This window comes from uncultured Butyricimonas sp., assembly GCF_959596855.1.
Taxonomy (GTDB): Bacteria; Bacteroidota; Bacteroidia; order Bacteroidales; family Marinifilaceae; genus Butyricimonas; species Butyricimonas muris.
In genome coordinates this window covers 42,889-65,590 of sequence record NZ_CAUFYA010000029.1, presented here as the reverse complement: position 1 = coordinate 65,590, position 22,702 = coordinate 42,889, and the positions used below count along the sequence as shown (strand labels likewise).

The 22,702-nt window shown below is 44.5% G+C and carries 15 protein-coding genes, 1 tRNA gene and 1 pseudogene; 14 read left to right on the top strand and 3 right to left on the bottom strand.

Translation table 11 applies throughout. The features are described from left to right. From tuf to Q5866_RS13010, 11 genes and pseudogenes are all read left to right on the top strand, one after another. Positions 1–277: pseudogene (gene tuf / locus Q5866_RS13060) on the top strand (elongation factor Tu); the annotation flags it as partial. Positions 278–374: 97 nt separating this feature from the next. Further along, positions 375–447: transfer RNA gene (locus tag Q5866_RS13055), tRNA-Trp, on the top strand. A gap of 19 nt (positions 448–466) precedes the next feature. Beyond that, positions 467–658 (top strand): preprotein translocase subunit SecE, encoded by a 192-nt coding sequence (gene secE / locus Q5866_RS13050; protein WP_099290549.1) that lies wholly within the window; start codon positions 467–469, stop codon positions 656–658. Between the two features lie 18 nt (positions 659–676). Then, a complete protein-coding gene (gene nusG, locus Q5866_RS13045; protein ID WP_186976739.1) occupies positions 677–1,225 on the top strand; it encodes a transcription termination/antitermination protein NusG in 549 nt (182 codons plus the stop codon). A 23-nt stretch (positions 1,226–1,248) separates the two neighbouring features. Continuing rightward, positions 1,249–1,686, top strand: coding sequence for a 50S ribosomal protein L11 (gene rplK, locus Q5866_RS13040; protein ID WP_099290547.1), 438 nt, complete (start codon positions 1,249–1,251; stop codon positions 1,684–1,686). A 24-nt stretch (positions 1,687–1,710) separates the two neighbouring features. Next, entirely contained in the window at positions 1,711–2,406 is a 696-nt protein-coding gene (gene rplA, locus Q5866_RS13035; RefSeq protein ID WP_186976737.1) for a 50S ribosomal protein L1, read from the top strand. A 29-nt stretch (positions 2,407–2,435) separates the two neighbouring features. Further along, positions 2,436–2,954 (top strand): 50S ribosomal protein L10, encoded by a 519-nt coding sequence (rplJ, locus tag Q5866_RS13030; RefSeq protein WP_303180667.1) that lies wholly within the window; start codon positions 2,436–2,438, stop codon positions 2,952–2,954. A 42-nt stretch (positions 2,955–2,996) separates the two neighbouring features. Next, positions 2,997–3,371: a 50S ribosomal protein L7/L12 gene (rplL, locus tag Q5866_RS13025; RefSeq protein ID WP_186976733.1), complete on the top strand. Its 375-nt coding sequence runs from the start codon at positions 2,997–2,999 to the stop codon at positions 3,369–3,371. Positions 3,372–3,464: 93 nt separating this feature from the next. Then, positions 3,465–7,277 (top strand): DNA-directed RNA polymerase subunit beta, encoded by a 3,813-nt coding sequence (gene rpoB, locus Q5866_RS13020; RefSeq protein ID WP_099290543.1) that lies wholly within the window; start codon positions 3,465–3,467, stop codon positions 7,275–7,277. A gap of 91 nt (positions 7,278–7,368) precedes the next feature. Beyond that, complete coding sequence (rpoC, locus tag Q5866_RS13015) at positions 7,369–11,613, top strand: DNA-directed RNA polymerase subunit beta' (RefSeq protein ID WP_186976729.1); 4,245 nt, start codon at positions 7,369–7,371, stop codon at positions 11,611–11,613. Between the two features lie 59 nt (positions 11,614–11,672). Next, the gene (locus Q5866_RS13010) at positions 11,673–11,990 is read left to right on the top strand and encodes a DUF3467 domain-containing protein (RefSeq protein WP_099290541.1); all 318 of its coding nucleotides are present in this window, start codon (positions 11,673–11,675) and stop codon (positions 11,988–11,990) included. A 124-nt stretch (positions 11,991–12,114) separates the two neighbouring features. On the opposite strand, the gene corA is transcribed toward Q5866_RS13010, so the two are convergent. Both corA and Q5866_RS13000 read right to left on the bottom strand, forming a co-directional pair. Beyond that, a complete protein-coding gene (gene corA / locus Q5866_RS13005; protein ID WP_186976727.1) occupies positions 12,115–13,176 on the bottom strand; it encodes a magnesium/cobalt transporter CorA in 1,062 nt (353 codons plus the stop codon). Positions 13,177–13,196: 20 nt separating this feature from the next. Then, a complete protein-coding gene (locus tag Q5866_RS13000; protein ID WP_222621185.1) occupies positions 13,197–14,747 on the bottom strand; it encodes a mechanosensitive ion channel family protein in 1,551 nt (516 codons plus the stop codon). A gap of 393 nt (positions 14,748–15,140) precedes the next feature. Here Q5866_RS13000 and Q5866_RS12995 point away from each other — a divergent pair, with 393 nt between their 5' ends. Both Q5866_RS12995 and Q5866_RS12990 read left to right on the top strand, forming a co-directional pair. Then, positions 15,141–16,985, top strand: coding sequence for a 2-oxoacid:acceptor oxidoreductase subunit alpha (locus Q5866_RS12995; RefSeq protein WP_186976725.1), 1,845 nt, complete (start codon positions 15,141–15,143; stop codon positions 16,983–16,985). A gap of 2 nt (positions 16,986–16,987) precedes the next feature. Next, entirely contained in the window at positions 16,988–18,004 is a 1,017-nt protein-coding gene (locus tag Q5866_RS12990) for a 2-oxoacid:ferredoxin oxidoreductase subunit beta (protein ID WP_099290538.1), read from the top strand. Between the two features lie 52 nt (positions 18,005–18,056). On the opposite strand, the gene Q5866_RS12985 is transcribed toward Q5866_RS12990, so the two are convergent. Then, entirely contained in the window at positions 18,057–20,420 is a 2,364-nt protein-coding gene (locus Q5866_RS12985) for a GH92 family glycosyl hydrolase (RefSeq protein WP_186976723.1), read from the bottom strand. A 115-nt stretch (positions 20,421–20,535) separates the two neighbouring features. On the opposite strand from Q5866_RS12985, the gene Q5866_RS12980 reads away from it, so the two are divergent. Then, entirely contained in the window at positions 20,536–22,689 is a 2,154-nt protein-coding gene (locus Q5866_RS12980; protein WP_186976716.1) for a cation:proton antiporter, read from the top strand. Positions 22,690–22,702: the final 13 nt, after the last annotated feature.

The following is a 22,702-nucleotide window of genomic DNA, read 5'->3' as shown; positions in this document are numbered from 1 at the left end:
TAAATTCAAAGCTGAGGTTTATATCTTGAAGAAAGAAGAAGGTGGTCGTCACACTCCGTTCCATAACAGATACAGACCGCAGTTCTATATCCGTACTTTGGACGTTACCGGTGAAATCACTCTTCCGGAAGGACGCGAGATGGTAATGCCCGGTGATAACTTGACTATCACAGTTGAGTTGATTACTCCGGTAGCTTGTACTGTAGGTTTGCGTTTCGCTATCCGTGAAGGTGGTAGAACCGTTGGTGCTGGTCAGATCACTGAGATCTTAGACTAATAAGATTTTAGATTTACGATTTTAGATTGATGATTTAATCTGAAATCACTAAATCATAAATCCCAAATAATCGAGTCGGCCTTGTGCCGACTCACACACGGGAGTGGCTCAGTTGGTAGAGCATCGGTCTCCAAAACCGAGGGTCGGGAGTTCGAACCTCTCCTCCCGTGCAACTAAATTAAAGAACAAATGAAAGTTAAGAGTTATATATCAGATGTTTATAATGAGCTGGTGAATAAAGTAACTTGGCCTACGTGGTCTGAGCTCCAAAGTAGTGCGACGATCGTGATGATAGCTTCCGTCATCATAGCGCTTTGCATATTCGCGATGGATTTCTCGTTCAGACATATCGTGACCGGTATATATAATTTGTTTTACTAATAATCTTGGGGGTCTAACATGGCTGAACTACAAAAAAGATGGTATGTACTTCGAACCATTGGAGGTAAAGAGAAGAAGGTAAAGGAGTACATCGAAAATGAAATCGCCAGTTTAGGGCTTCAGGAATACGTTTCTCAGGTTTTGGTGCCTGCCGAGAAGGTGTATCAAGTACGTAACGGGAAAAAGTATAGCAGTGAACGAAACCTTTACCCGGGTTATGTGTTGATTGAAGCCGCGCTCGTTGGAGAAATCCCCCACATACTTCGTGACATCACGAACGTGATAGGCTTCCTGGGGGAAACCAAAGGAGGAGATCCTGTGCCGATGCGTCAAGCGGAGGTAAACCGGATACTCGGTACGGTGGATGAACTTGCGGAACAACCAGAAGAAATAAGCATACCTTATTTCGTTGGCGAGTCGGTTAAAGTGACTGACGGACCGTTTAATGGTTTTACCGGCATGATAGAGGAGGTGAATTCTGACAAGAAACGCTTGAAAGTAATAGTCAAGATTTTCGGACGGAAAACGCCACTTGAATTGAGTTTCATGCAGGTAGAAAAAGAATAACAATTATTTGATTAAAAACAATCATGGCAAAACAAGTTGAAGCTATTATCAAGCTGCAAATTAAAGCCGGAGCTGCAAACCCGTCCCCTCCAGTAGGACCGGCGTTAGGTTCTAAGGGAGTCAATATCATGGACTTCTGCAAGCAATTCAACGCTAGAACACAGGAGATGGCAGGCAAAATCATCCCGGTAATTATACAGGTGTATGGTGATAAGTCGTTTGATTTTATTACAAAACAACCTCCTGTTGCTATTCAACTTTTGGAAGTTGCTAAACTTAAATCCGGATCCGCGGAGCCCAATCGCAAGAAAGTGGCTTCTATCACTTGGGAACAGGTGAGAGCTATTGCCACGGACAAGATGAAAGATTTGAACGCTTTCGAGATTGAAAAAGCAATGAGTATGGTAGCTGGTACCGCCAGAAGTATGGGTATTACCGTAACCGGTGACAGACCTTTTTAATGAACTTGTAACACTTCAAACGTAATGAGTAAACTGACAAAAAATAAGAAGTTAGCTTTAGCGAAGATCGAAGGTGGAAAGGTATACTCTATCGACGAGGCCGCACAGCTTGTGAAAGAAGTAACTTTCACGAAGTTTGATGCGTCAGTTGACATGGACGTTCGACTGGGTGTAGACCCGCGTAAGGCCAATCAAATGGTGCGCGGTGTATGTACTTTACCTCACGGTACCGGAAAGCAAGTAAGAGTTTTGGTTTTGTGTACTCCTGACAAGGAAGAAGAAGCTAAAGCAGCCGGAGCCGATTACGTGGGCTTGGACGATTATATCGAGAAATTGAAAGGCGGCTGGACCGACATCGATATTATCATCACGATGCCTTCTGTAATGGGTAAAGTAGGAGCTCTTGGTAGAATTTTGGGTCCTCGTGGATTGATGCCTAACCCGAAGAGTGGTACGGTAACCCCGGAAATCGGGAAAGCTGTTACTGAGGTTAAAGCAGGTAAGATCGACTTTAAGGTTGACAAATTCGGTATTATTCACGCTTCTATTGGTAAAGTAACATTCGAGCCGGAGAAGATTATGGAGAACGCGAGAGAATTCTTGAGCGTGATCAATAAACTGAAACCGACTGCAGCGAAAGGTACTTATATCAAGAGCGTGTATCTGTCAAGTACGATGAGTCCCGGTATTCAAGTAGAACCAAAGACATTACTTGATTAATGTAGTAATCTAAAAAGGACTTCAGTAGTATGAAAAAAGAAGATAAAAAAGTCGTAATAGAGACCTTAACCGAGCAAGTGAATACTTACAAGCATTTGTATGTTAGTGATATTTCAGGACTTGACGCTGTGGACACACAGGCTTTACGTCGGGCTTGTTTCAACGCTAATATCAAGTTGGTGCAAGTAAAGAATACCTTGTTGAGAAAGGCTTTGGAAAACGCTAACAACAATTACGAGGAGCTTTTCTCCGTGTTAAAAGGAGATAGCGCTATCATGTTGAGCGATACCGGGAACGGTCCTGCCAAACTGATTAAAGAGTTTCGCAAGGGCAAAGATAAACCGCTGTTCAAAGGTGCTTTCGTAGAGGAATGTACTTATGTTGGTGAAGACCAGCTTGAGTCACTGATCAGTATCAAGTCCAGAGACGAGTTGATCGCGGACATCATCACGATGTTGCAATCACCGATGCAGAATGTTATTTCAGCATTGCAATCCGGACAAAATACGATCGCCGGTGTTGTTAAAACACTTTCTGAAAAAGAATAATATTTATAGTTTAGTAAACAAACAATTTTAAATAGAATAGAAATGGCAGATTTGAAAAAACTTGCAGAAGAGCTAGTAAACCTTACCGTAAAAGACGTAAAAGAATTAGCTGACATTTTAAAAGAAGAGTACGGAATTGAACCTGCAGCTGCTGCTGTGGCTGTTGCTGCTCCTGCAGCCGGTGGTGCTGCCGCTGAAGCTGAACAAACTGAATTCGATGTTATTTTGAAATCAGCAGGTGCAGCTAAATTAGCCGTAGTTAAATTGGTTAAAGAATTGACCGGTCTTGGTTTGAAAGAAGCTAAAGAAGTAGTTGACAAGGCTCCGGCTCCATTGAAAGAAAAAGTTTCTAAAGAAGAAGCTAACTCATTGAAAGCTCAATTAGAAGAAGCAGGAGCTGAAGTTGAACTTAAATAAGGTATAAAACCGGTAGGTTTTTAGGTTTAGAGTCTTACGCGGACTCTAAACCATTTTGTTGTTATGATTGTTTAGGTTCAAAAAAAATAATAGATGTCTTCATATAATTCAAACAATAGAATAAGCTTTGCATCGATAAAAAATCAGCTGGAATACCCTGATTTTCTTGAGGTGCAGTTGAAGTCTTTCAAGGACTTTTTTCAATTAGGTACCACGCCTGAGAACAGAAAGAATGAAGGCCTTTACACGGTTTTCAAGGAAAATTTTCCTATAACTGATACACGGAACAACTTTGTTTTGGAATTTTTGGACTATTTTATAGATCCGCCCCGCTACACGATCGAGGAGTGTCTGAGTCAGGGATTGACTTTCGGCGCACCCTTGAAAGCGAAGTTAAAGTTGTACTGTACAGACCCGGAACATGAAGATTTTGATACCGTTATCGAGGATGTATATTTAGGGAATGTTCCTTACATGACTCCGAAGGGTACTTTCGTGATCAATGGAGCAGAGCGAGTGGTAGTTTCTCAGTTACACAGGTCTCCCGGCGTTTTCTTCGGGCAAAGTATCCACGCGAATGGTACGAAGCTTTATTCCGCGAGAATTATTCCGTTCAAGGGTTCATGGATCGAGTTCGCCACGGACATCAATAACGTGATGTACGCGTATATCGACCGGAAGAAAAAATTGCCCGTGACAACTCTTTTGAGAGCGATCGGGTTTGAAACGGATAAGGATATCCTCGAGATATTCGGTCTTGCAGATGAAGTCAATGTTTCCCGTACGGGGTTGAAGAAAGTCGTTGGCAGACGTTTGGCTGCTCGTGTTTTGAAATCTTGGATTGAAGATTTCGTTGATGAAGATACCGGTGAGGTCGTTTCTATCGAGCGTAACGAGATTATCGTTGATCGTGAAACGGTACTGGAGCCTGAGCATATTGATGCAATTGTCGAATCCGGCGCGAAAACGATCCTTCTTCACAAGGAAATGCAAAACTTGGCTGATTATGCTATTATATATAACACGCTGCAAAAGGATCCCTGTAACTCAGAGAAAGAAGCCGTGTTGCATATTTACAGGCAATTGCGTAGTTCGGAGCCGCCAGATGAGGCTACTGCACGCGATGTGATCGATAAGTTGTTCTTCTCGGACAAACGTTACGATTTGGGTGACGTGGGACGTTACAAGTTGAACAAGAAGTTGAATCTCGCGACAGACCCGGATATCCGTGTGCTGACGAAAGAGGATATTATCGAGATCATCAAATATTTGATCCGTTTGTTGAACGCCAAGACGGACGTGGACGATATCGACCACTTGAGCAACCGCCGCGTACGTACGGTTGGCGAACAATTATATAATCAATTCGGAGTAGGGTTGGCCCGTATGGCACGTACGATTCGCGAGAGAATGAACGTGCGCGACAACGAGGTGTTTACCCCGGTTGACTTGATTAATTCGAAGATTTTGTCTTCGGTGATTAACTCGTTCTTCGGAACGAATGCGTTGTCCCAGTTCATGGATCAAACGAATCCGCTGGCTGAGATAACCCACAAAAGACGTATGTCCGCATTGGGACCCGGTGGTCTTTCGAGAGATCGCGCCGGATTCGAGGTGCGTGACGTGCATTACACTCACTATGGTCGTTTGTGTCCGATCGAAACGCCCGAGGGACCGAATATCGGTTTGATTTCATCTCTCTGCGTGTACGCCAAGATCAATGACCTTGGCTTTATCGAAACTCCCTATCGTAAGGTGAATAACGGAGTGGTGGATTTATCTGAAGAAGGAGTGAGATATTATTCGGCAGAGGAGGAAGAAGAAAAGGTAATCGCTCAAGCTAGTTCCCCAATTGATGAAGAGGGAAAGTTTATCAATAAGCGGGTAAAAGCCAGACAAGATGCCGACTTCCCGTTGGCAGCGGGTGAAGAGGTGGATATGATTGATGTTGCCCCGAACCAGATTGCTTCTATCGCAGCCTCTTTGATTCCGTTCTTGGAGCATGATGATGCTAACCGTGCATTGATGGGATCTAACATGATGCGTCAGGCAGTTCCGATTATTTCTCCGGAGTCCCCGATCGTGGGTACTGGTTTGGAAGCTAACTTGATCAAGGATTCCAGAACACAGATCGTTGCTGAAGGTCCGGGTGTGGTTAGTTTCGTGGACGGGCGCAAGATCGTGATCAAGTATGACCGCACGGAAGAAGAGGCTTTTGTAAGTTTCGAGCCGGATACGAAAGAGTATTATTTACCGAAATATCAACGTACTAACCAAAGTACGACAATCACGTTGAAGCCGATCGTGAGAAAAGGCGAGCGTGTAGAAGAAGGACAGATTCTGACGGAAGGTTACTCTTCCCAGAAGGGTGAGTTGGCTCTCGGGCGTAACCTGAAAGTGGCATTCATGCCTTGGAAGGGGTACAACTACGAGGATGCTATCGTGATCTCCGAAAATATTGTTCGGAATGACGTGTTCACTTCTGTTCACGTGGACGAGTATTCTTTGGAAGTGCGTGAAACGAAACGCGGTCTTGAGGAGTTGACGGCCGATATCCCGAACGTGAGTGAAGAGGCAACGAAAGATTTGGATGAAAACGGAATCATTCGTGTCGGAGCTCGTGTACAGCCGGGAGATATCCTGATCGGTAAGATTACCCCGAAAGGTGAGTCTGACCCGAGTCCGGAAGAAAAGTTGTTGAGAGCCATATTCGGTGACAAAGCCGGTGACGTGAAAGATGCTTCTTTGAAGGCTTCCCCGTCTTTGAAGGGTGTGATTATCGACAAAAAGCTGTTCCAACGCACGATCAGCGACCGCAAGACTAAAGCTGCCGGAAAGAATATACTGGCAGAGTTAGACGAGCAGTTCCAACGTAAAGTAGGTGATCTTACTTCTCTGTTGATCGATAAGTTGTTCGAACTGGTGAACGGTAAGACTTCACAAGGCGTGAAGAATTATTTGAACGAGGATATTGTTCCGAAAGGCGTGAAGTTCTCGTACAAGATGCTGCAGAATATGGATTTCTTGCAGATCAACCCGAACAAGTGGACGACAGACAAGCAGAAGAATGATATGATCCGCGACTTGTTGCATAACTATATCATCAAGTACAAAGAGATAGAGGGACAGATCAAACGTAAGAAATACAACGCTACTGTCGGGGACGAACTTCCCACGGGTATTATCAAGATGGCGAAAGTTTACGTGGCTAAAAAGCGTAAATTACAAATCGGTGATAAGATGGCAGGACGTCACGGTAACAAGGGTATTGTATCCCGCGTGGTAAGGGTGGAAGATATGCCGTTCTTGGCTGACGGTACTCCGGTTGATATTTGTTTGAACCCGTTGGGTGTGCCTTCCCGTATGAACTTGGGACAGGTATTCGAAACCGTATTGGGTTGGGCAGGTAAGAACTTGGGAGTGAAGTTTGCTACCCCTATTTTCGATGGTGCAACTCTTGAAGATATCAATAAGTACACGGACGAAGCCGGTGTACCCAGATTCGGTACCACGTACTTGTATGACGGGGGAACGGGAGAACGTTTCGACCAGCCGGCAACCGTGGGTGTGATCTACATGTTGAAGTTGGGGCACATGGTTGATGATAAGATGCATGCTCGTTCTATCGGTCCGTACTCGTTGATTACTCAACAACCTCTTGGAGGTAAGGCTCAGTTCGGAGGTCAGCGTTTCGGAGAGATGGAGGTTTGGGCACTCGAGGCATTCGGTGCATCACATATCCTTCAAGAAATCCTGACAGTGAAGTCGGATGACGTGATGGGAAGAACGAAGACTTACGAGCATATCGTGAAAGGGGAACCTCTGCCGAATCCCGGGATTCCGGAGTCTTTCAACGTGTTGTTGCATGAGCTTCGCGGGTTAGGATTGAGCGTAAACCTAATATAATGGAAAATTGAAAATGGAAAATTGAAAATGGGGAAAGAAAGTCTATTAATTTTCAATTCTCAATTTTCAATTTTCAATTAACAAATAAAATATGGCCTTCAGAAAAGACAATAAAGTAAAGAGTTTTACTAAGATAGCGATTGGGTTGGCTTCGCCGGAAGAGATTCTGGAACGATCCAGTGGTGCTGTACTAAAACCGGAGACGATTAACTATCGTACATACAAGCCTGAACGTGACGGTTTGTTCTGCGAGCGTATTTTCGGACCGGTGAAGGATTACGAATGTCATTGCGGTAAGTACAAACGTATTCGTTATAAAGGGATCGTTTGTGACCGTTGTGGTGTCGAGGTGACGGAGAAGAAGGTAAGACGTGAGCGCATGGGGCACATTCAATTGGTGGTTCCGGTGGCTCATATCTGGTATTTCAAATCATTACCGAATAAAATCGGTTACTTGTTAGGTTTGCCTTCCAAGAAACTGGATACCGTGATCTATTACGAGAGATACGTGGTGGTGAACCCGGGTATCATGGGTGATACCGGTATCAAAACAATGGACTTTTTGACGGAGGAGGAATATCTGGATATTCTGGATAAGCTTCCGACGGATAATCAATATCTGGATGATGATGATCCGAATAAATTCATTGCTAAGATGGGTGCCGAGGCGATCTCCATGTTGTTGGAGCGTCTGGATTTGGATGATTTGTCCTATGATTTGAGAAATAAAGCGAATACGGAGACTTCTCAACAGAGAAAGAACGAAGCTTTGAAACGTTTGCAGGTTGTAGAGGCTTTCCGCGAGAGTAAAGAGATTAATAAACCGGAATGGATGATCGTGAAGGTGTTGTCTGTGATACCGCCCGAGTTGCGTCCGCTGGTTCCGTTGGACGGTGGTCGTTTTGCGACTTCCGATTTGAACGATTTGTACAGACGGGTAATCATCCGTAACAATCGTTTGAAGAGATTGATCGAGATCAAGGCTCCGGATGTGATCTTACGTAATGAAAAACGTATGTTGCAGGAGGCCGTGGATTCATTGTTCGATAACTCTCGTAAGTCTAACGCCGTAAAGATCGAGAATAACAGACCGTTGAAATCTTTGTCCGACAGTTTGAAAGGTAAACAAGGACGTTTCCGTCAGAATTTGTTGGGTAAGCGTGTTGATTATTCCGCACGTTCGGTAATTGTCGTTGGACCGGACTTGAAGATGCACGAATGTGGAATCCCGAAGGATATGGCAGCCGAATTGTACATGCCGTTTATTATCCGTAAGTTGATCGAGCGCGGTATCGTGAAGACGGTGAAGAGTGCGAAAAAGATTGTGGATCGTCGTGACCCGATTGTTTGGGACATTCTGGAAAATGTGTTGAGAGGGCATCCGGTTTTGTTGAACCGTGCGCCGACTTTGCACCGCTTGGGTATTCAGGCTTTCCAGCCGAAATTGATCGAGGGTAAGGCTATCCGTTTGCATCCTTTGGCTTGTACCGGATTTAATGCCGACTTTGACGGAGACCAGATGGCTGTGCATTTGCCGTTAGGTAACGAGGCTGTTCTGGAAGCGCAGATTTTGATGTTGTGTTCGCATAACATCTTGAATCCGGCTAACGGTGCGCCTATCACGGTACCTTCTCAAGATATGGTACTCGGTTTGTACTATATCACGAAACCGAGAAAAGGCGTGAAAGGTGAAGGTTTGAAGTTCTATGCTCCCGAGGAAGTGATTATCGCTTTCAACGAGCGGGCTGTGGATTTGCATGCCGAGATTGAAGTGAAAATTGATGATGTAGATAATGAAGGGAACGCGATCAACCACATGATTAAGACTACTGTCGGTCGTGTGATATTGAATCAGTTTACCCCGAAGAATTATCCGTATATAAATACCTTGATCACGAAGAAAGCTTTGCGTGACATCATCGGTGACGTGTTCAAACGTTGCGGGGTGGATGTGACCGCCAAGTTCTTGGATGATATCAAAGACTTGGGTTACCGTAAGGCGTTCGAGGGTGGTTTGTCATTCAACTTGGGTGACGTTATCGTGCCGGAGAACAAGCAAGATTTGTTGCAGGAGGGATACGATCAAGTGGAAGAGGTGATGATGAACTATAACATGGGATTCATTACCAATAATGAAAGATATAACCAGATTATCGATATTTGGACACACGTGAACGCTAACTTGACTTCAACTTTGATGAAGCAGTTGGCATCTGACGATCAGGGATTCAATTCTATCTACATGATGTTGGATTCCGGAGCCCGCGGATCTCGCGAGCAGATTCGTCAGTTGGGTGGTATGCGTGGATTGATGGCGAAACCCCAAAAATCCGGAGCTACCGGTGGTCAGATTATCGAGAACCCGATTTTGGCAAACTTCAAGGAAGGGCTTTCGGTGTTGGAGTACTTCATTTCAACCCATGGTGCTCGTAAAGGTTTGGCGGATACGGCATTGAAGACGGCAGACGCCGGATACCTGACTCGTCGTCTGGTTGACGTGGCAAATGACATCACGATTACTGAGGAAGACTGCGGTACGTTGAGAGGGGTTACCATTTCGGCTATCAAGAATAACGAGGAGATCGTATCTTCTTTGTCCGAGAGAATATTGGGACGCGTGTCCGTGCATGATATTTATCACCCGAATACCGGTGAATTGATCGTGGCATCGGGTGACGAGATCACGGAAGTGATTGCCGATATTATTGAAAAATCACCGATCGAGCGAGTTGAAGTACGTTCCGTACTGACTTGTGAGGCGAAGAAAGGAGTTTGTGCTAAATGTTATGGACGTAACCTTGCTACCAGCCGTATGGTTGAGAAAGGTGAGGCTGTCGGAGTTATTGCGGCACAGTCTATTGGTGAGCCGGGTACCCAGTTGACATTGAGAACTTTCCACGTGGGAGGTACTGCCGGAAATATTTCCAGCGAGAACTCGTTGAAAGCGAAATATGACGGTTATGTCGAGTATGAGGAATTGCGTTCTGTCGAGCATGTGTTGGATAACGGAACGACTTGTGACGTTGTTGTCGGACGTTTGACGGAGTTGCGCATTCTGGATAAAAACACGAATATTATATTGATTTCTCACGCTATCCCTTATGGGGCTAAATTGTTCGTGAAGGATGGTGATGAAGTAAATAAAGGTGAGTTGCTTTGTGAATGGGACCCGTTCAATGCGTTGATCATTACTGAATTTGCCGGAACTGTCGGGTTGGAGAACTTGATTGAGGGTGAAACCTACAAGGAAGAATCTGACGAAACGACCGGATTTAGAGAGATGATTATCATCGAGTTCCGTGATAAGATGAAAGCTCCCGCTTTGCGTATCAATGATGCGGAAGGAAATATGATCAAGAGTTACAACTTGCCGGTAGGCGCTCACATCGTTGTAAAAGAAGGTGCAGAGGTAACGGCAGGTAGTACGATCGCGAAGATTCCGAGGGCTGTTGGTAAGGCAGGCGATATCACGGGAGGTCTTCCTCGTGTTACCGAGTTGTTTGAAGCTCGTAACCCGTCGAACCCCGCGGTTGTATCGGAAATTGACGGGGAGGTAACTTATGGTAAGATCAAGCGCGGTAACCGCGAGATCATCGTAACTTCTAAAGCCGGAGAGGTGAAGAAGTATCTGGTATCTCTGTCAAAACAGATATTGGTTCAAGAGAACGACTATGTACGTGCCGGAACCCCGTTGTCTGACGGTGCGATTACCCCGATCGATATTCTGAATATCGAGGGACCGATCAAAGTACAGGAATATATCGTGAACGAGGTACAGGATGTGTATCGTATGCAGGGTGTGAAGATTAACGATAAGCACTTCGAGATTATCGTACACCAAATGATGCGTAAGGTATTGATTCAAGATGCCGGAGACACGAGATTCTTGGAAAACCAAATCGTTGACAAAGGTGAGTTCATGGAAGAAAACGATTCAATCTACGGTAAGAAAGTTGTACTGGATGCCGGAGATTCGGATCGGGTGAAACCGGGGCAAATTATCACGGTACGTATGTTGAGAGATATTAACTCTCAATTGAAACGTCGTGACTTGAAGGTGATAGAGGCTAGGGATGCGGTGCCCGCAACTTCGGCACAGGTATTACAAGGTATTACCCGCGCTGCATTGCAGACGGCAAGCTTTATCTCTGCTGCTTCATTCCAAGAGACCACGAAGGTGTTGAACGAAGCTGCAATTTACGGTAAGGTCGATCCTCTGGAAGGATTGAAAGAGAACGTGATTTGCGGTCACTTGATACCAGTGGGAACAGGTATGAAAGAGTTTAGAGGTATGATCGTAGGCTCTAAGGCGGATCTCGAAAGGATGGAAAAATAACGATAAGATAGAGGCGCCGAAAGGCGCCTCTATTGTTTTATAACTATAACCGAACCATTATGGAAGAGAAAAAACAACAACTTGATATCGAATTAAGTCATGAGGTGGCACAAGGGACTTATGCTAATCTGGCTATAATTTCCCATTCCTCGTCGGAGTTTATCGTGGATTTTATTCGTATTATGCCGGGTGTGCCGAAGGCTGACGTGAAGAGTCGTATCATACTGACCCCGGAACATGCCAAACGTTTGATGTTGGCGTTACAAGATAACATCCGTAAATTTGAAATGAATTTCGGTAAAATTAACTTGCCCGAAGGTGGTGGTCCCGGAACTCCGATGTTCCCGTTGGATTTGGGAACGAAGGGACAGGCTTAGTAATTTACGATTTCAGATTTATGATTTTAGATTCCCACGTACTTATTCAATTTGTAATTTAGCAATCAAAAGCGCAGATTTGTGCGACTGGAATCATAAATCTGAAATCGTAAATCTAAAATTACTAAAGCCATTTTTTCCGTTTAAAATAGAGTAGCATGATGATGGTGATGAGAATCATGATACCCCATAGGATGAAGTAAGCGTAGCGGTGATTTAGTTCGGGCATGTATTGGAAGTTCATTCCGTAGATGCCGGCGATGAAAGTGAGCGGGATGAAGATGGCGGAGAAAATTGTCAATACTTTCATGACGTCGTTGATCCGGTTGCTAGTGTTGGTTTGGTAAAGATTGATCTGGTCGGATACCATGGAGTAGTAGATTTCGATAGCTTCCTGTGCTTGTAGAACCAAGTCGTCCAAGTCGTGCAGATAGGTGTACGTGCGTTCATTGATTAGGGGCGAATCACAGTTCGTGAAACGGGAGGTGACTTCTTTGAAAGGACGGACGTTTTTCCGGATGTAGGATAATTCCGTTTTGTAATGATAAAGACCTTCTATTGTTTTCACGTCGGATTCGAGAATTGTTTTTCCTCTTGACTCAATATCGGCACCCAGTATTTCCAAGTTGATGATATAGCTGTCTACAATCGTATCCAGCAGCGCATAGCAAAGATAGTCCGTGCCATAAGTGCGGATACGGGTTTTCCCGTCATAAAGGCGTTTCTTTACATCCTTGAAATAATCTGCGTCGGTTTCCTGTACCGTAATCAGGTAGTGTGAGCCGACGATGAAAGAGAGTTGTTCCATGTGCACGACATCATCTTCTTTGCCTAAATAGAAAGATTTGGCAATAATGTACAGGTGGTCGGATTCATCGCTGAACCGGGGACGCTGGTCTGTGTTTAAAATGTCTTCCAGAAAAAGGGAAGATATATCGAATGCTTTTCCTATTTCGGCAATCAGGCCTGTGTTCTGAAGACCGGATATGTTGATCCATGTCATGTGGTCGTTGGATACCATATTACTGATACCGTCGACTGTTTCCGGAAAGGATTCTTTGACTCCTTCCGGGGTGTATTGTATGACATGGATCGAATTTTTAGTCATTTTCTGTTTCCCGATAAAGATAAGGGAACCGGGAGCGGCTCCTTGTGATTTTGTCCGATCTTTCAGAAATCTAGCCATAATGCAATATAAATTAAAAGTTATTTTGGAATATCGGAAGTGTCCGAATCGGAGTTTTCTATTTTTAGTTTGATGGGATTGGAACTATCGCCCCACGTGAGAGTCCTGTACGGGAACGGAAATTCGACGTTCTTTGCGTCAAATACTTTTTTCAAACGTCTGCGATATTCTCTTCCGACAGCCCATTGTTGCATGGGTTTGGTTTTGAGGACAAGACGGATAACAACGGCACTGTCCGCGAAGTCATTGACGCCGCTGATGGATATCGGTTCAAGCATCAGTTCCTTGTAAACTGGGTCGTTATACATTTCATCACCGACTTGCTGCATGAGCATGACGGCATTGTCCGTGTCTTCTTTGTACGCTATACCGATTTGCAGGACGATGGCAGACCATTCTTTTGTCATGTTCGAGAGGGTATTAATTTTTCCGTTTTGGAAAATGTGTACTATGCCGGAACTGTCCCGTAGGGTAACGGTACGTAGTTCTATTTTCTCGACCAAACCTTCCGTGCCGTTGATAACAGCCCAGTCCCCGGTACGCAATTGATCTTCCAGCAGGATAAAGAAACCGGAAATAAAGTCCCGAACGAGTTCCTGTGCGCCGAAGCCGACAGCCAGACCGACAATACCGGCACTGGCAAGGATGGGGGCGATGTTGATATTGAATTTGCCGAGAAGAATCAAAAGGAAGATGACCCATAAGAAGATTCTTCCGATACCATATATAATACCCGTGAGTGTGTTTATCCGTTTTTCCGCTTCCATGTCGTCAATATCTGCGGCTTTGTGGGCTTTTGATACGGCAATTTTTTTCATTTTTTTGGTTGTGAAGCGTAATGCCCGGAGTAATGAAACGAAAAGGACGATTAATATCGCGATGGAGGGAAGTTGTATCACGCACCAAGTGATTAATTTGGTAAGCATTTCATTCCAGAAGTTTGCCGTGAATACAGCCGGAACCCGTGATGCGGCCTCTTTCGTGTTCCAGAAAACAATAACCCCGTCTATTTGTGTGCTGTCCGGAATGTTTTTCTCGATTACTTCATTGTTCGTGTTATCCCACCAAGAATCATCCAAGTTAGCTTTGTTAATTAGAAAGTTTGTGCTGACTTTCGGAACAGAAACAACGATCTCGCCCGAAGAGGGAAGGAAATGAATATTGTGATAGGCATCCCGGAGTTGTCCCAGCGTGGAGTTGAGCCCGATGCCCTCTGCCGTCTTGAAGACGGTATCCCGGATGATAATACGGTTGATGTATGAACTGGTATCTCCCGCGACTTCGGAGGTGGCAGTGAATAATAATTTCCCCTCCCGGTCATACACGTTGTAGTCGTCAAACTCTTGATTGAAGAATCCTTCTTTGTTTTTAATCAGTTTGATTTGTTTTTTAGGGTATAACGAGTATAACTTGTTGATATTCGTGCCTCTTTGAATAGGTCCCACGTGATTGGCGCTGATCGTGTACGGGTTTCGGTCGTCGGGATTTTCGATGAAATCGGAGAGTTTTGATTTCTTTCCGCAACTTGCGATCCCCATAACCAAGCAGAGAAGAATCAAGTAATGTTTCATGGTAATATGTCTTATATTTAATATGTTATTATACACGATATATTCGATAAAATTATACAAAACTTATTATCTATACAATTTTGGGTAGGTTTTTGTTCCATTTTGAAAGGGAAATTATTCATTGGAATTTTCAACCGTAACAAGAAAGTAACAAAAAAAGGCGGAAAAACGAGCCTTGTTTAGAACTGTTTTATTTTATTTGTGTTGAAAAACATGTTTTTCAACATGCTCAGGCTTGATTGTCAATGGTATATATCGAGAGAAAAAAATAATGATGCAAACTTGTTTAGATATTTGTATTGGCTACCTTTACGCATGTTTTACAACATAAAAATTGTGTGATTTTGTAATATACATTTTGTAATTTAATATTAAAGAACAAGTAACTAAGTCATGAGTGAAAAGACAGAAGTTATCGACAAAAAAAATATTGTAATCCGTTTTTCGGGGGATTCGGGAGACGGTATGCAATTGACGGGTTCGCAGTTCTCGGATGCTGCAGCTTTATTTGGAAACGGAGTATCAACGTTTCCGGATTATCCCGCGGAGATACGCGCACCGCAAGGAACTGTAGGTGGTGTTTCCGGTTTTCAGGTACATATTGGGGATAATCCGGTGAAAACCCCGGGTGATTTTGCTGATGTGCTTGTGGCGATGAATCCTGCCGCTCTGAAAGCTAATTTGCGTTGGGCTAAAAAGGGTGCAACGATTATCGTGAATTTGGATGCATTTAATGATAAGAACATCGAGAAAGCAGGGTATAAGGCAAATCCATTGGAAGATGTTGTCTTGCAGGATTATAATGTAGTCCCGGTAAAAGTGACAACTTTGACGGAAGAAGCTTTGAAAGACAGCGGTCTGGATCAAAAATCTATCGTTAAATGTAAGAATATGTTTGCTCTTGGTATGATATACTGGATGTTTGACCGTACGGTAGATCACACGAGAGATTTTATTAACCAAAAATTCGGTAAGAAACCGGAGATCGCGAAAGCTAACGTGAAAGTTTTGGAAAGCGGATTTAATTATGCTGCCAACGTACACGCTTTAGCTGTACACTTCAATGTGGCTCCCGCTCATATAGAAAAAGGTCGCTACCGTACGATTACCGGAAACAAGGCAACTGCGTGGGGATTCCTTGCAGCGGCTGAAAAGGCTAATTTACCTTTGTTCTGCGGTTCTTATCCTATTACTCCGGCAACGGATATTTTACAGGAATTAGCATTAAGACGCGATTTAGGAGTGAAAACCTATCAGGCAGAGGATGAGATTGCCGGAATTTGTACTTCTATCGGTGCAAGTTACGTGGGTAATCTGGCTATAACTACTACTTCCGGTCCCGGCCTTGCATTGAAGAGCGAAGCTGCCGGATTGGCTGTAATGGCTGAATTGCCTTTGGTTATTGTTGACGTTCAACGCGGTGGTCCTTCAACAGGTCTTCCCACGAAGACGGAGCAATCCGACTTGTTGCAGGCTCTTTACGGGCGTAACGGTGAAAGTCCTATGCCTGTTGTAGCAGCAAGTACCCCGGGTAACTGTTTTGATTACGCGTTCTGGGCAGCTAAAATAGCTGTTGAACATATGACTCCCGTTGTTCTGTTGACTGACGGTTATCTTGGAAACGGTGCGCAACCGTGGAAGATTCCGGCAATGAAAGATCTTCCGGTGATAACCCCGAGAGTGGCTAAAGAGGGAGATGATTACAAGCCTTACGCTCGTGATCCGGAAACTTTGGCTAGAATGTGGGCTTTGCCGGGAACGAAAGGTCTGGAACACCGCATCGGTGGTTTGGAAAAAGTAAATGTTACCGGAGAGATTAGTTATGTTCCTGAAAACCATCAGGTGATGACTGACTTGCGTGATGCGAAAGTGGCTAAGATTGCCGATTATATCCCGGAACAGGAAGTGTTCGGAAGCCAAGATGGTGGCGACGTGCTTGTTGTCGGATGGGGTGGTACTTACGGTCACTTGTATTCCGTGGTAAAGGAACTGAGAGAAGAGGGTGCGGATGTTAGTTTGGCTCACTTCAATTTTATTAATCCGCTTCCGAAGAACACGGGTGAAGTGCTTGCGAAATTCAAAAAGATTATTGTTTGCGAGTTGAACTTGGGACAATTTGCTCAATATTTGAGAGCTAAATTCCCGGCATATACTTATTATCAATATAACAAAGTAGCAGGATTACCTTTCACGGTAGTTGAGCTGAAAGAAAAAATAACCGAATTATTAGGAAAATAATCATGGCAGAACAATATACACCGAAAGATTTTAAGAGCAACCAAGAGATTCGTTGGTGTCCGGGTTGCGGTGACCATGGTATCATCAACTCTGTACAAAAGGCCATGGCTGAATTGGGGTACCCGAAAGAATCGTGGGCAGTTATTTCCGGAATCGGGTGTTCTTCTCGTTTCCCCTACTACATGAACACGTATGGTTTCCACACGATTCATGGGCGTGCTGCCGCGATAGCATCCGGGGCAAAGAGTGCTAACCCGAAATTGAATATCCTTCAGGTTTCCGGTGACGGAGATGCGTTGGCAATCGGGGGTAATCACTTTATTCACGCTATCCGTCGGAATATCGATATTACCACTTTAGTGTTCAATAACGAGATTTACGGTTTGACAAAAGGACAGTATTCTCCGACCACGAAATTGGGTACGAAGACTAAAACTTCTCCTTACGGTACGATTGAAACTCCGTTTAATCCCGGAGAATTGGTAATCGGTGCACAAGGAAAATTCTTTGCTCGTTCGTTGGATATGAATATTAATTTGACTGCCGAGGTGATCGAGGCCGGTGTGCGTCATAAAGGGACTGCAGTTGTGGAGATTCTTCAGAATTGTGTGATTTTTGCCGATGGTGCTCATGCCGCGATTACCGATAAAGAAATGAAAGAGGAACGTCAGTTGATTTTGAAACACGGTGAACCGATGGTTTTTGGAAAGAACAAAGATAAAGGTATCATGTTCGATATGAAAGCCGGAAAGTTGAAAGTTGTGGAGATAGGTAAAGATGGCATCACTCTTGACGATATCATGGTACATGACGCTCATAGTGTGAATCCCTCTATACATTGGATGCTGGTGCACATGAAAGCTCCGGAATATCCCGTGGCATTGGGAGTTATCCGTGATGTGGAAGGCATTACTTATAATGATGCACTGGAAGGACAGATTGAAGACGTGAAAGCAAAATCACCGATTCATTGTGTTGACGATTTATTGAACAGCGGTGACGTTTGGGAGGTAAAATAAATTGTTTGATAATAAAAAAATAGAGGCGTTTCATTGAAACGCCTCTATTTTTTTATTTCGAGTGGGGTATGGATGCGATACCCCATTGGGTATTGGGAATAGAATCCATTTTTAATTTTAAATGTCCGCCGTTCATGATTTCCTTACGATAGAACCAGCAGTCGTCCAACGGTTTGCCGTTTAACGTGGCGGATTGAACGTAATAGTTTGTCGGGGAGCAATTTTCCGTTTCAATGATAAATTCTTTTCCGGAATAATATTTCGGGTTAAGTTTGATTGTAATCTTGTTGAATTTGGGGCTACCGATTTGGTAGGACGGGGTGATGTTTGTTCCCCCTTGCACGTCGAACAGTCCCATGGCAGCCAGTACGTACCATGCTCCCAGTTGTCCTTGGTCTTCATCTTGCCCGTAGCCATAGCCGTGTTCGGGAGTGAGTCCGTAAAACTCGTCACAAATTAGACGGCTATATAGTTGAGTCAACCAAGGTTTGCCGGAATAATTGAATAACCAAGCATCGTGCAGGCAAGGTTGATTACCTTGGTTGTACAGTTTCTCGACACCCGAAAAACTGTCGATTTCTTTGCCGCCGCCGAAAAGAGTCTTGCGTGACTCGGCGAACGTGTTTTCCAATCTTTCGTTGAAGACATCTATTCCCATGAGGGAGATTAGATTTTTCACGTCATGCGGAACGTACCACGTGTATTGGGCGGCATTCCCTTCTTGGAATCCTTTCCAGCCTTTCATCGGGTCGAAATCTTTCATGAATGTGCCGTCCTCTTCCCGCGGGCGTATGTATTTTGTTTCGGGGTCAAAAAGGTTTTTGTAAGCATGCGAGTAATGTAGCAGCGTGTCATACTCGGCTGTTTTGCCCAAGGCCTTTGCCAATTGTGCTGCGGCATAGCAACTGAATGCGTATTCCAGCGTGTGGGATGCCCCGAAATTGCATACCCATTCGTTCGGGTACAGGTAATCTTTCAGGGGTATATAGCTCCTCTTGATAAAGTATTCGTTATCGTATTTCCCGTTACCCATGTCCCTGCCGATGTATTCCAATTCGTTTTTACGCACGGCGTCCCATGCCGTGTGGATATCGAAGTCCCGGATGCCTGCCTGATAAGCGGCACAAATCACTAGCCCTTGAAAGTTGGTTTGCACGCCATTCGTGTAGACTCCTGCGGCTTCGCCGTCATGTAACCAACCGGAATTTTTGTAGAAGTCGAGATTGGATTTCACGTAGCTGGAATAGATTTCCGGGTAGGCGAGAGTCCATATTTGCGTGAGGTTCCAGAAGCCGCCCCACATGCCGTCCGTGTTGTGGTGGGCGTATTGCGGTAGCCCGTGTTCATCCAAGGGAATTTGACCGACCGTTTTGTCATGTTGAATAAATTGCCCATTTATGTCGTTGGCAATGCCTCTGCCGAGTAAAGCATGGTATAGTCCGGTGTAGAATTTGGTTTTGTCTTCATCGGTTCCACCCTCGACTTGTACGCGTCCCAGCATTTCGTTCCATGTTTCGCGAGCGCTGTTTCTCACGTTGTCGAATGTTTTGCCTTTTGACTCTATTTCCCGATTGTTGCGGGCGTTTTCAATGCTCGTGTAGGATAGTCCTACCTGCATTTGTATCTGTTCCTGCTCTTTTGTCTTGAAATTCAAGAATAATCCGCATCCGGGACCTTGCACGGCGTGAGAATTTTCGGTAATCTTGTCATTGATAAATGTACCGACGGATTCTGGTTGCTTATCCAGTTTGGCGGCAAAGTAGATTTTCACTTTTCCCTCCGGCTGACAGAAAATGGCGTAAACCGGATAGTTTTCCACCCAACCGGTCACCTCGTTGCTTTCGGGATGATAGGTTACTTCTGCGTCGGTCACGGTTGCGCTTTCGCCTTGTTTGTGTCCGATGTCGAATAATATTCTTGCTTCCGATGATTCGGGGAAAGTGTAGCGGTGAAAACCCGTGCGGGTTGTTGCCGTGAGTTCGGCTTTGATATTGTAATCGGTGAGATTCACGGAATAATACCCCGGTGTGGAGCATTCCGTGTTCTTGTCGATGCGGGAACGATAACCTTCATCCGGATTTTCAAGAGAACCGGGAAGTGTTTTCAATGTGCCCGTGGTTGGGATTGTCACGACTCCCCCGATTTGAAACTCGTGAAAATGGGCAAAGCCCTCGATTGAATGATGGCGGTCATCATATCCACAGGGAGTCCAACTTCCGTAACTTCCATAGGCGTTTGTCGTCGGGGCTAATTTTGCCATACCCATAGGGAGTGCCGCGGGTGTATAGAAGAACCAACGACAATGCACTGAACCGATTTGTGGGTCTACCCAATCAACGGGTTGCTTTTTTACGTTCGTGTCTTGACACGAGTAAAGTAGTGATATAAACAGAAATAGGCTAATGAGAGTTCTCATGGATACTTGCTATTTTAAAAGTTTTGATGATTTTGCCTACAAATTTATCTTTTTTTGATTTTCTCTTCATTAAAAAAGAATAAATTTGTAATGCAAAGAATTAAATTTTTTTCCTATGATGCATCTGAATATATTAAGTGTTACATTGCCTCTGACCAATCCGGTGTTGATATTCTCTGTAATTCTTTTTATTATTCTGTTTGCACCTCTCTTGTTACACCGGTTCCGGATTCCGGATATTGTCGGTTTGATCATAGCCGGGGCGGTGATAGGTCCTTACGGTTTGCACGTTATGGATCGGGATAGCAGTATCGTGTTGTTCGGGACGGTAGGATTATTGTATATCATGTTTGTTGCCGGTCTGGAAATAGACATGGCGGATTTCAAAAAGAATAGCAAGAGAAGTTTAATATTCGGTTTGTACACGTTTTTTATTCCGATGATTCTGGGAACGTTTGCGGGAGTCTATTTATTGGATTTTTCTTATCCGACTTCCATATTGTTGGCGAGTATGTTTGCTTCGCATACTTTGGTGACTTACCCGATTGTCAGTAAATACGGGATCACGAAAAACAGGGCGGTTAATGTTGCGATCGGGGGGACTGTTATTACTTGTCTGCTCGCTTTGCTCGTGTTGGCGGTGATTGTCGGAATGTCTACCGGGGAACTGACTCAAGGTTTTTGGATCAGACTGGGAGTTTCGACGGTATTGTTCGCGTTTATTGTCTTGTGGGTTTTTCCCGTCGTGGGACATTGGTATCTCAAGCGTTATGATGATCGGGTAGGGCAATTTATTTTTGTGCTGGGATTGGTTTTCTTGGCTTCTTTCTTGGCGGAAGCCGCCGGGTTGGAGGCAATTATCGGGGCATTCCTTGCGGGGTTGGCATTGAATCGTCTGATTCCGAATACTTCCGCTTTGATGAACCGGATCGAGTTCGTGGGAAACGCTCTTTTTATTCCGTTCTTTTTGATAGGAGTCGGGATGCTGGTTAATTTTCACGTGTTTTTTAATGATCTGACTTCGATATGGGTAGCAGTAGTTATGACGGTGGTAGCCACGGTTTCCAAGTTTATTCCGGCATGGTTGACTCAACGGAATTTTAAATTCACGAGTTCGGAGAGAACGTTGATTTTCGGGTTGAGTAACGCACAAGCCGCGGCAACTTTGGCAGCCGTGTTGGTCGGGTATAACGTGATATTAGGGACGACACCGAACGGGGAACCGATTCGTTTGCTGAACGAGAGCGTGTTGAACGGTACGATCGTGATGATTCTGGTGACTTGTATTGTCGCTTCCTTTGCCACGCAGAAAGGGGCGCAAGAGGTAGCCTTGGCGGAGTTTGCCGAGGAAGAGATGGAAAGTGACGAGGATGCGGAAGACCGGATATTGATCCCGTTGAGTAATATCGAGAACGTGGAAGAGTTGGTCAATCTTGCCGTAACCATAAAATCAAAGAAAGCGAAGTCGGTCATGACCGCTTTGAACGTGATTAAAGCGGACACGGGTGATTCGACGGCAGAAAAAAGAGCGAATCTGTTATTGGAAAAAGCCACGAAAGCGGCAGCCGCCACGGACAACCAGTTAGTGACTTCTTTGCGCTACGACGACGACGTGGTGAACGGTATTAAAAATGCCACGAAAGAACATAAGATCACGGATATCGTGTTGGGACTCCGTAAAGAGGGCGAGATATCGGATACTTTCCTAGGTAATCTGACAGACCGGGTTTTGTCGAAATGTGCGACGACTACTTTGGTGTACCGTCCGTCGCAACCCTTATCGACAATCAAACGATATATCGTGGTAGTTCCCCCTCGTGCCGAACGGGAAATCGGTTTTCCGTATTGGGTGATACGGATATGGAATATTGCTAAAAATTCGAGTAGTAAAATTATATTTTATGCTGATGCCTCGGTGTTGTCGGTCTTGCAGGAAGTGAATGCGAAACATGCTGTTGAAGTCGAATTTAATGAATTTGCCGATTGGGATGATTTCCTGATTATTTCCCGTGATGTGAAGGAGAACGATGCTTTGATGATCGTGATGAGCCGTCGGAATTACCCGTCTTACGTGAAAAACATGACGTTGGTGCCGACGTATCTGAACAAATATTTCAATAGGCATAGTTGTATTTTGATTTACCCGATGCAAATAGGTATAGGTGAACAGGAACTTGGAGCGCTAAAGAGTATACCGCACGCGGATTCACATGATAGTCTGGATGATTTGGCGGACGTGATGAGGAGTCTGTTTAAAAGGAATAAATAATTTTATGTGGTAG